Source organism: Nonomuraea sp. NPDC050786 (assembly GCF_040654115.1).
GTDB lineage: Bacteria > Actinomycetota > Actinomycetes > Streptosporangiales > Streptosporangiaceae > Nonomuraea.
Genome location: NZ_JBFAHJ010000031.1, coordinates 138,985 through 150,862, shown reverse-complemented (window position 1 = coordinate 150,862; position 11,878 = coordinate 138,985). Strand labels below are relative to the sequence as shown.

The 11,878-nt window shown below is 69.6% G+C and carries 15 protein-coding genes; 4 read left to right on the top strand and 11 right to left on the bottom strand.

Annotation, left to right across the window (positions count from 1 at the left end):
- The coding region (locus AB0H84_RS41430) for a hypothetical protein (RefSeq protein WP_357617248.1) at positions 1-203 on the top strand (203 nt) is incomplete at its 5' end.
- Positions 204-262: 59 nt separating this feature from the next.
- Here AB0H84_RS41430 and AB0H84_RS41425 read toward each other — a convergent pair.
- From AB0H84_RS41425 to AB0H84_RS41400, 6 genes are all read right to left on the bottom strand, one after another.
- Positions 263-517: a hypothetical protein gene (locus AB0H84_RS41425; protein ID WP_357617246.1), complete on the bottom strand. Its 255-nt coding sequence runs from the start codon at positions 515-517 to the stop codon at positions 263-265.
- A gap of 668 nt (positions 518-1,185) precedes the next feature.
- Entirely contained in the window at positions 1,186-1,560 is a 375-nt protein-coding gene (locus AB0H84_RS41420; RefSeq protein ID WP_357617244.1) for a nuclear transport factor 2 family protein, read from the bottom strand.
- Between the two features lie 75 nt (positions 1,561-1,635).
- Positions 1,636-1,938, bottom strand: coding sequence for a DUF952 domain-containing protein (locus AB0H84_RS41415; RefSeq protein ID WP_357617242.1), 303 nt, complete (start codon positions 1,936-1,938; stop codon positions 1,636-1,638).
- On the bottom strand, positions 1,935-2,489 hold the full coding sequence (locus AB0H84_RS41410; RefSeq protein ID WP_357617240.1) for a GNAT family N-acetyltransferase: 555 nt from the start codon (positions 2,487-2,489) through the stop codon (positions 1,935-1,937). Before AB0H84_RS41410 ends, AB0H84_RS41415 begins: the two co-directional genes overlap by 4 nt.
- Before the next feature lie 20 nt (positions 2,490-2,509).
- On the bottom strand, positions 2,510-3,094 hold the full coding sequence (locus AB0H84_RS41405; protein WP_357617238.1) for a TetR family transcriptional regulator: 585 nt from the start codon (positions 3,092-3,094) through the stop codon (positions 2,510-2,512).
- Positions 3,091-3,414 (bottom strand): multidrug efflux SMR transporter, encoded by a 324-nt coding sequence (locus AB0H84_RS41400; protein WP_357617237.1) that lies wholly within the window; start codon positions 3,412-3,414, stop codon positions 3,091-3,093. Before AB0H84_RS41400 ends, AB0H84_RS41405 begins: the two co-directional genes overlap by 4 nt.
- Positions 3,415-3,511: 97 nt before the next feature.
- Between AB0H84_RS41400 and AB0H84_RS41395 the strand changes: the two genes are divergently transcribed.
- A complete protein-coding gene (locus AB0H84_RS41395; protein WP_357617235.1) occupies positions 3,512-4,489 on the top strand; it encodes a radical SAM protein in 978 nt (325 codons plus the stop codon).
- 38 nt (positions 4,490-4,527) lie between these two features.
- Here AB0H84_RS41395 and AB0H84_RS41390 read toward each other — a convergent pair whose 3' ends face one another.
- Together AB0H84_RS41390 and AB0H84_RS41385 are read right to left on the bottom strand one after the other, a co-directional pair.
- Entirely contained in the window at positions 4,528-4,872 is a 345-nt protein-coding gene (locus tag AB0H84_RS41390; RefSeq protein WP_357617233.1) for a hypothetical protein, read from the bottom strand.
- Positions 4,873-5,004: 132 nt separating this feature from the next.
- Positions 5,005-5,628 carry a TetR family transcriptional regulator gene (locus AB0H84_RS41385; protein ID WP_357617231.1) on the bottom strand — a complete coding sequence of 208 codons (624 nt, stop codon included), beginning with the start codon at positions 5,626-5,628 and terminating at the stop codon, positions 5,005-5,007.
- 53 nt (positions 5,629-5,681) lie between these two features.
- On the opposite strand from AB0H84_RS41385, the gene AB0H84_RS41380 reads away from it, so the two are divergent.
- On the top strand, positions 5,682-6,875 hold the full coding sequence (locus AB0H84_RS41380; protein WP_357617229.1) for an FAD-dependent monooxygenase: 1,194 nt from the start codon (positions 5,682-5,684) through the stop codon (positions 6,873-6,875).
- 100 nt (positions 6,876-6,975) lie between these two features.
- A complete protein-coding gene (locus tag AB0H84_RS41375) occupies positions 6,976-7,704 on the top strand; it encodes a phytanoyl-CoA dioxygenase family protein (protein ID WP_357617227.1) in 729 nt (242 codons plus the stop codon).
- A 12-nt stretch (positions 7,705-7,716) separates the two neighbouring features.
- Here the strand turns inward: AB0H84_RS41375 and AB0H84_RS41370 are convergent, their stop codons facing one another.
- The 3 genes from AB0H84_RS41370 to AB0H84_RS41360 form a co-directional block, all read right to left on the bottom strand.
- Entirely contained in the window at positions 7,717-8,259 is a 543-nt protein-coding gene (locus AB0H84_RS41370) for a GNAT family N-acetyltransferase (protein ID WP_357617226.1), read from the bottom strand.
- Positions 8,256-9,464 (bottom strand): Ig-like domain-containing protein, encoded by a 1,209-nt coding sequence (locus tag AB0H84_RS41365; RefSeq protein ID WP_357617224.1) that lies wholly within the window; start codon positions 9,462-9,464, stop codon positions 8,256-8,258. Before AB0H84_RS41365 ends, AB0H84_RS41370 begins: the two co-directional genes overlap by 4 nt.
- 122 nt (positions 9,465-9,586) lie before the next feature.
- Complete coding sequence (locus AB0H84_RS41360) at positions 9,587-11,791, bottom strand: ATP-dependent RecD-like DNA helicase (protein ID WP_357617222.1); 2,205 nt, start codon at positions 11,789-11,791, stop codon at positions 9,587-9,589.
- Positions 11,792-11,878 lie beyond the last annotated feature (87 nt).

Below are 11,878 nucleotides of genomic sequence, written 5' to 3'. Positions count from 1 at the left end.
CCATCGCCATCGCCATCGCCATCGCCATCGCCATCGCCATCGCCATCGCCATCGCCATCGCCATCGCCATCGCCATCGCCATCGCCATCGCCATCGCCATCGACGAGAGGCGCGGGGCAGGGCACCGCACTGCGTGGCGGCGATGGGCGGGCACGTGGGCGCCATTGGCTGATTTGCCGAACTATGTACAGCTTTGTCGGTAACCAGACAGAATCCAGCTTCTGTCTGGTTACGTGTGCAAAGTCGGATTCGGGGTGGGGGGTCAGAGGCGGTTGACGAAGCGGGCGGCGGCGCGCTGGCTCATGCCTGTCTCGCCGCGTACGAGGAAGACGGCTTCCTGGATCTGGCCGAGGGCCTTGAGTTCGCGGGCCTGGTCGACGAGGTCGACGCGGATGCCGGGCCGGTTGCGTGGGCGCTGGGTGAGCCGGGCCGCCACGATGATCAGCCAGATGGTGAGTGCGACGACGACGGCGGTGAGCGCGATGACGCCGGGGGCAGAGATGTCGAGGGCGCGCATGGTGGGCGTCTGCCCAAGGTCGGACGGTTTATGCCGGTTGCTTGATAATGAACATTATGTCAAGTAAGGGATTCTGGGAGGGGTTGGGGGCTCCCCTAGCGGCTGGGGTTGGTGGGTCTGGTGTGATTTTTCTCTCGGCGGCGTGTCCGGTGTCTGTCTGTGATCTCTGTGGAGGTGCGGATCGGGCGGTGAGCGGGGGTTTCGTGGTGTGGTGCGGTGGTGTGGCGGGGCTCTCCCGGGCGTTGACCGGCCGTTTGACGCTCTGTTGATTCGCTGTCCTTGGCCGGTTGTGTCGTTTTAGTGTGGGAGATCCTGCTATTCGCGCCGCGAGAGGAGCAGCACAGTGGGAAGTCAGTCGGTGCTATGTGAGGTGTGTCAGGGGGTTCTGCCGGCTTCGGGTAAGGAGGCGTACACGACGCTCCGGAGTCGCCTGATCCTGTCGAACGGGTATTGCGTGGGTGGGTGCGCCGAGCGGCGTGCTGAGGAGCTGGCGCAGCAGCAGCAGGCGCAGCAGGTGGTGCGTCCGCAGCCGGCTTCGGTGCCTGTGGGTTCGCGTGGGCCGGTGCGGTCCGCGGTGGCGCCGGTTCAGGTGGGGCGCTGAGCGGTTCCGGCTGGGTGCCGGGGTGTGTTTCGGGGGTGTGTGGCCGGTTGCGGGGCCGGCGGGTGGGTTATGAGTGGCCGTCGGTGGTGTGCCAGTAGTCGCGGGTGTGGGTGGCGAGGCCGTCGGCGTTGAAGCGGGCGAAGACGCAGCCTGCGAGGGTGACGGGGCGGCCGTTGTCGTGGGCGTGGACGCGGAATTCGATGGCTGCCTGGTCGCCGTCGACGATGGGTGGGGCGAAGGTGACGTGGGGGTCGGTTTCGCCGGTGAAGGACCATCGGATGTAGTCGGCGATGGCGTGTTTGCCCTGGTGGGGTGGGCGGAAGGGCATGCTGGTGTGGACGGCGTCGTCGTGGTAGAGGGCGATGATGGCGTCGGTGTCGTGGTGGGTCCAGCCGTGTTGCCAGGTGTCGGCGAAGTGCTGGGCGGCCGTGCGGGTGTCCATGGTTCTCATTGTGTGGGTGCCGTTGCCCTCCTTTCTCGTGGTTCTGTTCGCCCCTCTCCCCCGGTGTCGGGCTGTTCAGGGGGTGTAGGGGTGTACGGCGGTGACGGCCGTGATGGGCAGGGGGCCGTACAGGTGGGGGAAGCCGTTCTCGATGCGGATGTCGAGGCCCGTGGGGTCGATGTCGAGGACGAGCAGGGGTTCGGTGACGTGGGCGTAGTAGGCGGTGTGGACGCCGCGTAGCTGGGTGTGGTCGCGGCTGCAGTGGATGAAGCCTTCTTGGTCGAGGGTGCGGCCGAGGGTGGAGATGCGGTACTCCCCCGTTTTCTGTGCGGTGTGCCAGTCGGTGCGGAGGGCGAGGTGGTGGATGACGGGGGTCATGGGGTCCATTCGCTGTCGAGCATGGCGTAGATGGTTTCGCTGGACCATTCGCCTTTGACGAGTTCGTTCTCGATGAGGGTGGCTTCGTGGCGCATGCCGAGTTTTTCCAGGACGCGGGCGGAGGCGGTGTTGCGGGCGTCGAGGCGGCCGGTGATGCGGTGCAGGCCGAGGTGGTCGAAGCCGAGGCGGAGCATTTCGCGGGCGGCTTCGGGGGCGTAGCCGTGGCCGTGGTGGTCGGGGTGGAGGACGTAGCCGATTTCGCCTTGGCAGTGTTGCTTGCTGGTCCAGATGAGCAGGCTCTGGCCGATGAGTTGGCCGGTGTGGCGGAGGGTGACGGCGAGGTCGATGGCGTCGCCTTCGTTGAGGAGGCTCGTGCGGGTGATCTTCTTGTCGAGGAAGGTGCGGGTGGTCTCGCGGTCGCGGGGTTCCCAGTAGAGGTAGCGGGCGACGTCGGGGCGGGATTCGTAGGCGTGGATGGCGTCGAGGTCGTGGGGGGTGAAGGGGCGGAGGAGGAGGCGTTCGGTGGTGATCGGGTAGTCGGGTTTGAGCACGGGGGCAGTGTAGGTGGGGTTCAGGGGGGCGGCAATGCGTTTTGTGCTGTTGTGAGGGCGTGGGTGAGCAGGGCGCGGGTGTGGTCGAGGGGGCGTTGTTCGACGACGTGTTCGAGCCAGAGTGTGGTGATGGTGGTGTGGAGCAGGCGGACGCGGGTGTCGGTTTCGGGCAGGTTGAGGGTGTCGGCGATGATGCGGACGCAGCCGTCTGTCCAGTGGCGGGCGATGCGCTGGAGTTCGGGGTGGCGGCCGGCGTGGACGTACAGCTCCCACAGGCTGAGTTGGCGGGTGCGGTCGGCGGTGGCGAGTTCGGGCAGGGCGGTGAGGCCGTGGTCGGTGATCCAGGTGCGGGTGGTGGCGAGTTCGGTGTCGACGAGTTGGGCGAAGGCTTCGGCGAGGAGTTGGTCGCGGGAGGCGAAGTAGTAGGTGGTGGCGGCGAGGGGGAGGTTGGCGCGGTGGGCGACGGCGCGGTGGGTGAGGGCGGCGAAGCCGCCTTCGGTGAGGAGGTCGACGGCGGCGGTGAGGAGGGTGGCGCGGCGGCGGCGGCCGCGTGCTTGGGTGGGGGTGTCGGGGTGGGTCCGCTCCCCCGGTGTGTGGTGGGTCAATGGGCACCTGCGAGGTTGAGGACGACGACGCCGCCGATGATGAGGAGGATGCCGCCGATCTTGAGTGGGGTGAGGGTTTCGCCCATGAAGGCGGCTCCGATGAGGGCGATGGCGGCGGTGCCGGCGCCGGCCCAGATGGCGTAGGCGGTGCCCATGTCGAGGTGGAGTTTGAGTGCTTGGGAGAGCAGGGTGAAGGAGGTGAGGTAGCCGGCGGCGACGGTGATGGTCCAGGGAATGTGGGTGAAGCCGTTGCTGAGTTTGAGTGCGGTGGTGGCGAGGACTTCGGAGGCGATGGCGAGGGAGAGCAGGAGCCAGGGCATGGGGTCTTCCGGTGGGGAAAAGTGGTACGGGTGTACCGATTTTATGGTGGGGGCTGCGGTGTGCGGGTGTGCGGGAACTGCTTGAAAACGCAGTCGAATGCGTGTTCCATTGGTTGGTGTGGGTTGGGACGCGCTTGCGCTTGTCGAGGAGGCCGCCGACGAGCGGCCGCTGATCGAGCGGCGTGCGGTGGCGCGCGGCGGTTTTTTCGAGTTGCAGGCCCGTACGGTGATCGAGCGGGTGCCGGAGGCGGCGGGCATTGCTCAGCGGTGGGCGGTGTCTCCTTATCGTGGGTGCGCTCATGCGTGTCGTGGGTGTGGGGCGCGGGCGGGGCATCGGCGGCTGGGGTTGGATGCGGGGCGTGATTTCGACACGCGGGTCGTGGTCAAGCCGAACGTGGTGGCCCGGTTGCGGGCGGAGCTGGCGCGTTGGGACGGGCAGGAGCTGGCGGTGGGGGTCAGCGGTGACTGCTATCAGGCGGCCGAGGAGACGTATCGGCTGATGCCGGGGGTGATCGGGGCGCTGGCGGAGGCGGCGGTGCCGTTCACCGTCTACACCAAGAGCGCGCTGGTGGTGCGGGATGCCGCGTTGCTGGCGCGGGCGGGTGCGCGGGTGGCGGTGTCGATCGCGTTCGTGGACGAGCGGATCCGGCGGGCGGTGGAGCCGGGTGCGCCGGGTGCGCAGGCGCGGTTGGAGCTGGTGTCGGCGCTGGTGGAGGCGGGGGTGGAGTGCCGGGTGCTGATGGCTCCGGTGCTGCCGTTGCTGAGTGACGCGGCTGATCAGCTGGGGGCGACGGTGCGGCGGATCGCGGCGGCGGGTGCGCGGGCGGTGGAGCCGGTGGTGTTGCGGCTGCCGCCGGGGACGCGGTCGTGGTATTTGGAGTGGCTGGCGCAGGCGCATCCGCAGCTGGTGGGGCGGTATGAGGAGCTGTATGACCGGTCGGGGGTGCCGTCGCCGGATTATGAGGGGCGCATCACGGGGCAGATCGCGCAGTTGTGCCGGGTGTACGGGATGGGGTGTGGTGCGCCTGCGGTCGAGCGGCGTGAGCCGCGTGCGGCGCAGCTCGCGCTGGTGTGACGCTGCTCGCGGTGATCGGTGGCCGCTTCAGGTGATTGTCATGGCCATCTGATGTCGGGCGGCAGGAGCACGTCGGGTGGGTGCTTCGGCTGTTGGGCAGGGGAAGCCTTGGTCGGGTCCGATCGTGGCTTGCTGGTCTTTCTTCTCACCTGCTGCAGCTGATGGCAGCGCTTTTTGTGCTTCTTCATCGTGGTGCAGGGGCGGAGCTGGGACGGGTGGTCGGCGGCGGCCGGTCCCTGAGCGGCGGAGATGGTCGCCGGGTTGACGGTGGCCGAGGCGGGTGTGGCTGTCTCGGCGGTGGCTGCGGCGGTGGCTGTCGAGCCGCCGGCCAGGCCGGCGATGAGTGTCGAGGCAAGCAGGAGAGTGCGTTGCCTGCCGTGCATGGACTTTCCTTCCGAAGTGGAGCCCTCCTCGCCGTGAAGGCTCGGGATTGCTCGTTCAGAAAGCCCACAGTACGCCTGTGGTTGATCGCGCTGAAGTACTTATGGTCCTTGTTGCCTGGGCCTGGGCAACCTCTACCTTTCTCCTTCGGCGGGGTGGCGGGGTGTGGCGCAGCCGTGCACCATGGCCTGGGCCATGTGCCGGACGAGGTCGCGGGTGACGCTGTCCGGCGGCGCGGTGACCAGGGTGAACAGGGCGCCTCCGTAGAGCGCGATCAGGGCGGGGATTTTTTCGCGCGCGATGGTGAGGCCGAGCTTGTCGTGATGGGCGGCGGTGATCTGCGAGGAGGTGTCCTGCAGGTCCGCGAGTGCTGAGGCCAGTGCCGGTCGGCGTGTGGCCTCCAGCTGTAGTTCGAAGATCGCCAGATAGCGGGTGCGCAGGGTGGTCGCCGCTGTGAGCAGGGATTCCGTCCATAGGTCGGCCAGGGTCGTGGGCTGCCCTGCGGATCCGTCGGTGGCCCGGTCGGTGGCCCGGTCGGTGGCCCGGTCGGTGTCGGCGTGGTGCAGCTCGGCGATGCGCTCGGCGGCGGCGATCAGCAGGGCTTCTCTGCTGCGGAAGTAGTTGGAGGCCGTTCCGGGCGGAAGGTCGGCTTGCTTCTCCACCGCGCGGTGGGTCAGCCCATGGGCGCCGGAGGACGCCAGGAGCTCGATGGCGGCGTCGGTCAGGGCTTGGCGCCGGGCCGGATTGGTGGGCGGCATGCGGCCATGCTACCAATAGCCGTACTAGTACGATCGTAGTGAACGGAGGTCTGATGAGGATCGTGGTGGTCGGCGCCGGACTCGGAGGAGTCGCGGCCGCGGTGGGGCTCCATCGCCTGGGCCATGAGGTGACGCTCTTCGAACGAGGCGCCGAGCTGCGGGAGGCGGGCACCGGGATCGCGATCATGCCCAACGGGCAGCGCGCCCTCGACGCGCTGGGGCTGGCGGGTGACGTACGGCGGCACGCCATGCGGGGCGGCCGGATGGGATTACGGGACCGGCTCGGACGGCCGCTGCTGGTTGCCGACGTGGTCCGGGCGCAGCAGGAGGTCGGGACGGTGGCCGTCGTCGAACGTGCGCTTCTGCACCGGGGGCTTCGCGCCGGTCTGCCTGCCGGCCTGGTGCGCACCGCGACCCCGGTCGAGCGCCTGGAGCCCGATCCCACGGGCGTGAGCGTGATCAGCGACGGTGAGCCCGTCGCGAGAGCGGAGGCTGTGATCGCGGCTGACGGCATCGGCAGCAGGCTGCGCGGGCAGCTCTTCCCCGGCCATCCCGGGCTGTGCCGGACCGGCCGGATGGACCTGCGCGGCATGCTGCCCCGCCCGGCGGGCCTGGCGACGGACCTGATCGCGGGTCAGCTGGTCGACCGCCGCAGTGGGGCGATGTTCGGCCTGTTCCCTGTCGGCGAAGAGCGCCTGTACTGGTTCACCGACTCGGCCCTGCCCGAGACACCGCACAAAACACCGCCCGAGACGCCGTCCGAAACACAGCATGGTGCACTGCCGGGCGCGCAGGAGGCGCGGCGGCAGATGCTGTCCTTGATGGCCGACTGGCATCCCCTGGTCACGGAGTTGATCGAGGCCACCCCGGCCGCTGACATCTACGTCGATGCGATCACCCGCCTGGCCGCGCCCCTGCCGTCGTATGCGGCCGGCAGGATCGCGCTGCTCGGCGACGCCGCGCACGCCATGCCGCCCGACCTCGGTCAGGGCGCCAGCCAGGCCTTCGAGGACGCGGCCGCGCTGACCCGCCACCTGAGCGGCGCCGAGCCGGCGGACGTCGCCGAGCGGCTGCTGCGTTATGACGCCGAGCGCAGGCCCCGCGCCAACCGGCTGATGCGGGCGGCGTCGCGGCAGTCGCGGCTGACCTCGCAGACCGGCGCGGCCGCCTGGGTGCGCGACGCGCTGCTGCGCGCCGTGCCGTCCCGGCTGGCCACCCGGCAGCTGGCCGCGCTCTGGCACGCCTGAGGGGCTGCGGGCGGGCGGTTGACGGGCAGGCGGGTAGCGCCCGATCGGGGGCTGGAGCAGGGTCGGAAAATCGGTGGACGGCGCTGCTAGCCTGCCGTTCGTGGATGTCATTGATGTTGAGGCGTTCGTGGCCGACGGGTTCGCCAAGGTCGAGGCGGTGGTGCCGCCTGAGGTGGGTGACGCGGCCAGGGCGCTGCTGTGGGAGCGGATCGGCCTGTCGCCCGACGATCCGTCCGGCTGGACGCAGCCGGTGGTGTGGACGGCCGATTTGACCGGTGAGGGGCCGTTCGGGCAGATCGTCAACAGTGGGCGGCTGCGGGCGGCGCTGGACGCCGTGGCGGGCGAGGGCGGGTGGCTGCCGCTGGGGAGCCTGGGCAACATGCCCATCCGGTTCCCGGTTCTGCCTGCGGCCGACGACCGGGGCTGGCACATCGACGCGCACACCGCCCGCCCCGACGGCAGCCATGGGGTGAGCGCGCGGCCGGAGACGCTGCTGGTGCTGGTGCTGCTGTCCCATGTGGGGCCGCAGGATGCGCCGACGCGGATCAGGGCCGGTTCGCAGCGTGACATGGCGGCGCTGCTGGACGAGCGGGTGCTGGACCCGTTCCAGATGGGGCCGCTGTTCGACGAGGCGGGGCGGGAGCGGCCGGTGGCGCTGGCGACCGGGGCGCCGGGCGATGTGTATGTGGTGCATCCGTTCACGGTGCACGCGGCACAGGAGCACCGGGGCAGCCGGCCGCGTTTCATGGCGCAGAAGCCGGTGTTCCTCGCCTCGCCGCTGAAGCCGGGCGATGCCACGCCGCTGGGCCGGGCCGCCGGCTACTCCTGACCCGGCCGCGTTTCAGAGGCCGCGTTCCAAAGGCGGCGTTTCAGAGGCGGCGGTGCAGAGGCGGCGGTGCAGGAGCATGCCGGGCCACTCCCCCACGGTGAAGGGCGCGCTGCGGGTGAAGCCGCAGCTTTCGTAGTAGGAGACCAGGCGGCCGTCGTCGCCGGCGTAGCAGTCGACGCGGAGCAGGCCGACGCCGCGCCGGGCGGCTTCGGCCGCGGCCCAGTCCAGCAGGGCGCGGCCGACGCCGTGGCCGGCGTGGCGCCGGTCGGTGACCAGCGCCTGCACGTACAGTTCGGGCTCGGTGGCGGGGGTGACGTAGTCGTGGGCGGCGCCGACGACGATGCAGCCGGCCGGCTGGTCGTCGAGTTCGGCGATGCGCATGCCGCCGTGCTCGAGCCAGCTGGTGACCTGGTGGGTGCGCCGCTCGTTGCCGGTGAAGGGGCTGCTGCCCCACTGGCCGGTGCGTCCCTGGGAGGTCAGCCAGGCGACGGCGCTGTCGAACATGGCCAAGACGATGGGGACGTCACCGTCGCGGCCCTGGCGGATGCGCGTCATGCTTTGGTGTTCTTCAGGGCGCTGCCCTTCTTCCACTGGGAGAACGGCATCTGCCAGAAGCCCCAGCCGTTGTTCCACTCCAGCTCGCGGGTGGTGCCGGTGATGTCGACGACGTCGCCGCGCTGGAAGTGGTCGTAGAACCAGCGGGCCTGGTCGGGGCGGGCGTTGACGCAGCCGTGGCTGACGTTGCGTACGCCTTGGGCCCACACGTTGTCCTTGGCGTGGACGTACTCGCCGGAGTTGGAGATGCGGACCGCGTGGTTGATCATGACGTCGTAGTAGCCGGGGTCGCCCTTCTTGCGGCCGGGCGAGATCATGCGGACGGGGTTGCCGCGTTCCATGGTCAGGTGGATGCCGGAGGTGGTGGTGTATTCGCGGGTGGTCGCCATGCCCGCACTGATGCGCATGGTTTGTACGCGTTTGCCGTCTCGGTAGACGTACATCATGTGCTTCTTGGTGTCGACCTTGCTGATCTGCTTGGCGCCGATCTTGAGGGTGGCGGAGTAGTCCTTGACCCCGTACAGGCCCTTGCCGCCCTTGATGCCCTTGATGCGGGCGTTGAACGTGACCTTCTGGTGGGCGGGCCAGTATTTGGCGGTGCGGTAGATGGCGACGGTGTCGTTGATCCAGCGCCAGGCGCCCGTGACCGGCTTTTCCGCCTCGACCTCCAGGGCGCGCTCGATGGTGGCCTTGCTGGAGACGGGCTGGTTGAAGGTGACGATGATGGGGGCGCCGACGCCGACTGTCTCGCCCTTGGCGTTGGGGGTGACGTCGGCGATCTGCAGTTCACGTTCGGGTTTGACGGTCTTGAACGTGCTGGTGGCGGTGGTGGCGCCGGCCTTGGCCGAGACGGTGTAGCCGGTGGAGGGCTTCAGCGCCGTCTTGGAGATCCATTTGGTCTTGTCGGTGTTGAAGGCGCCCTCGACCTGTTCGCCGTCGGCCTCGACGGTCACGCTCTCCAGGGCGCCGCCGTCGGAGGTGACGACGACCTTTTTCTCGGGGCTGACCTTGGAACTGCCCTCCGCGGGGCTGATCTTGACGGTCGGCGCCTGGGGGGTGGCGGTCGTGGTGCCCTCGGGCGCGCCCCCTCCCCCTTGGGCGGCGCTGCCGCCGCCGCCGGATGAGCATGAAGCCGTCAACGTGGCCGCCGTGAGCAGCGCGACTGCGGTGGCGGGCTTCCTCCAAGCGGGCCTGACGTTCAACACTGTCCTTTCCCCCATAACACCAAACGCACCCCAAAAACCTTAATGCTCCTACCTGTAAGACGACCAAATATTTGGGGAAGTTCGGTCACATTTCAATCACTTGTGACTGAAAGGGGTCCTGGTCAGAGGCGGTGGGTCAGGCCGGTGTGCCGCCGCCCGGCCCCCTTGGTCCGTACGGCCTGCGCCAGGGCCCGGCGGGAGCCGACGATGACGACGAGCTTCTTGGCCCGGGTGATGGCGGTGTAGAGCAGGTTGCGCTGCAGCATCATCCAGGCGCTGGTGGCCAGCGGGATGACCACGGCCGGGTACTCGCTGCCCTGGGAGCGGTGGATGGAGACGGCGTAGGCGTGGGCGAGCTCGTCGAGCTCGTCGAAGGCGTAGTCGACCGCCTCGTCCTCGTCGGTCAGGACGCTCAGCTTGTGCTCGTCGGGCCGGATGTCGGTGACGATGCCGACGGTGCCGTTGAACACCCCGGCGGCGCCCTTGTCGTAGTTGTTGCGCAGCTGGGTGACCTTGTCGCCGACGCGGAAGACGCGGCCGCCGTACCGGCGCTCCGGCATGCCCTCGCGGGCCGGGGTGAGGGCCTCCTGCAGGGCGATGTTGAGGGCGCCGGCGCCGGCGGCGCCGCGGTGCATGGGCGCCAGGACCTGCACGTCGCGGCGCGCGTCGAGGCCGAAGCGGCGCGGGATGCGGCGGGCGACGACGTCGACGGTCAGGGCGGCGATCTCCTCCGGCTCCTCGCACGGGAAGAGGAAGAAGTCGTTCATGCCCTGCAGGATCGGGTGGTGGCCGGTGTTGACGCGGTGGGCGTTGACCACGACGCCGGACTCCTGGGCCTGGCGGAAGATCTGCGTCAGCCGTACGCGCGGGATCTCCTCGGCGGCCAGCAGGTCTTTGAGCACCTCCCCCGCCCCGACTGAGGGCAGCTGGTCGACGTCGCCGACGAACAGCAGGTGCGCGCCCGGCGCGACGGCCTTGACGAGCTTGTTGGCCAGCAGCAGGTCGAGCATGGAGGCCTCGTCGACGACGACGAGGTCGGCCTCCAGGGGGTTGTCGCGGTCGAAGGTGGCCTCGCCGCCGGGCCGCAGCTGCAGCAGCCGGTGCACGGTGGTGGCCTCGTGGCCGGTCAGCTCGGCCAGGCGCTTGGCGGCGCGGCCGGTCGGGGCGGCCAGGATGACCTTGGCGCGTTTGGCCCGGGCCAGCAGCACGATGGAGCGCACGGTGAAGCTCTTGCCGCAGCCCGGCCCGCCGGTCAGCACGGCCACCTTCTCCGTCAGGGCCAGGCGGACGGCCTGGCGCTGCTCGGTGGCCAGCTCGGCGCCGGTCTGGCCGTGCAGCCAGCTCTCGGCGCGCTCCCAGTCGACGTCGGCGAAGGCCTTCAGCCGGTCGTGGCCCGAGCGCAGCAGCGACAGCAGGCCGGAGGCGAGGGAGAGCTCGGCGCGGTGGAAGGGCGGCAGGTAGACGGCCGGCACGACGTTCTCGCCCGCCGGGACGGGCTCGCGTACGACGCCCTCGGCGGCCACCAGCTCCTCCAGGCAGGTGGTGACCAGGTCGGCGGGCACGTCGAGGATCTTGACGGCGTCGGCGACGAGGTTGGGGGCGGGCAGGTAGCAGTGGCCGTCGTCGGCGGCCTGCGACAGGGTGTAGCGCAGGCCCGCCTTGACGCGTTCGGGGCTGTCGTGCGGGATGCCGACGGCCTGGGCGATGGTGTCGGCCGTCTTGAACCCGATCCCCCACACGTCGTCGGCCAGCTGGTACGGCCGGGTCTTGACCACCGTGACCGACGATTCGCCGTACTGCTTGAAGATGCGCACCGCGATCGAGGTGGACACGCCGACGCCCTGCAGGAAGATCATCACCTCTTTGATGATCTTCTGTTCCTCCCAGGCGGCGGCGATCATCTTCGTCCGCTTGGGACCCAGGCCCGGCACCTCGACCAGGCGCTGCGGCGCCTGCTCGATGACCTCGAGGGTGTCGGTGCCGAAGTGGTCGACGATCCGCTCGGCCATCTTGGGGCCGATGCCCTTGATCAGGCCGGAGCCGAGGTAGCGGCGGATGCCCTGCACGGTGGCCGGCAGGACGGTGGTGTAGGACCACACCTCGAACTGGCGGCCGTAGCGGGGATGGGAGCCCCAGCGGCCGTGCAGCCGCAGCGACTCGCCGACCTGCGCGCCCAGCAGCGGGCCGACGACGGTCAGCAGCTCGGAGCCGGAACGCTCGGTGGCCACGCGGGCGATGGTGTAGCCGGTCTCCTCGTTGGCGTAGGTGATGCGTTCCAGTACGGCCGAAAGCTCGGTGCCGGGGGCCTTGTCCGCACTGTCGCTCACCGTTCACCTCTCCCGAAGGACCGCTTCCCGGGTCAGAGTAGAGGAATCGGCGTCCATGGGCGGCTCGCGGGAGGCGCCTGGACGTCC

Coding starts and splice junctions, on each gene's coding strand:
- AB0H84_RS41425 (WP_357617246.1), bottom strand. CDS start 517: ATGCGCGCCCTCGACATCTCTGCCCCCGGCGTCATCGCGCTCACCGCC.
- AB0H84_RS41420 (WP_357617244.1), bottom strand. CDS start 1,560: ATGGACACCCGCACGGCCGCCCAGCACTTCGCCGACACCTGGCAACAC.
- AB0H84_RS41415 (WP_357617242.1), bottom strand. CDS start 1,938: ATGACCCCCGTCATCCACCACCTCGCCCTCCGCACCGACTGGCACACC.
- AB0H84_RS41400 (WP_357617237.1), bottom strand. CDS start 3,414: ATGCCCTGGCTCCTGCTCTCCCTCGCCATCGCCTCCGAAGTCCTCGCC.
- AB0H84_RS41395 (WP_357617235.1), top strand. CDS start 3,512: ATGCGTGTTCCATTGGTTGGTGTGGGTTGGGACGCGCTTGCGCTTGTC.
- AB0H84_RS41390 (WP_357617233.1), bottom strand. CDS start 4,872: ATGCACGGCAGGCAACGCACTCTCCTGCTTGCCTCGACACTCATCGCC.
- AB0H84_RS41385 (WP_357617231.1), bottom strand. CDS start 5,628: ATGCCGCCCACCAATCCGGCCCGGCGCCAAGCCCTGACCGACGCCGCC.
- AB0H84_RS41380 (WP_357617229.1), top strand. CDS start 5,682: ATGAGGATCGTGGTGGTCGGCGCCGGACTCGGAGGAGTCGCGGCCGCG.
- AB0H84_RS41370 (WP_357617226.1), bottom strand. CDS start 8,259: ATGACGCGCATCCGCCAGGGCCGCGACGGTGACGTCCCCATCGTCTTG.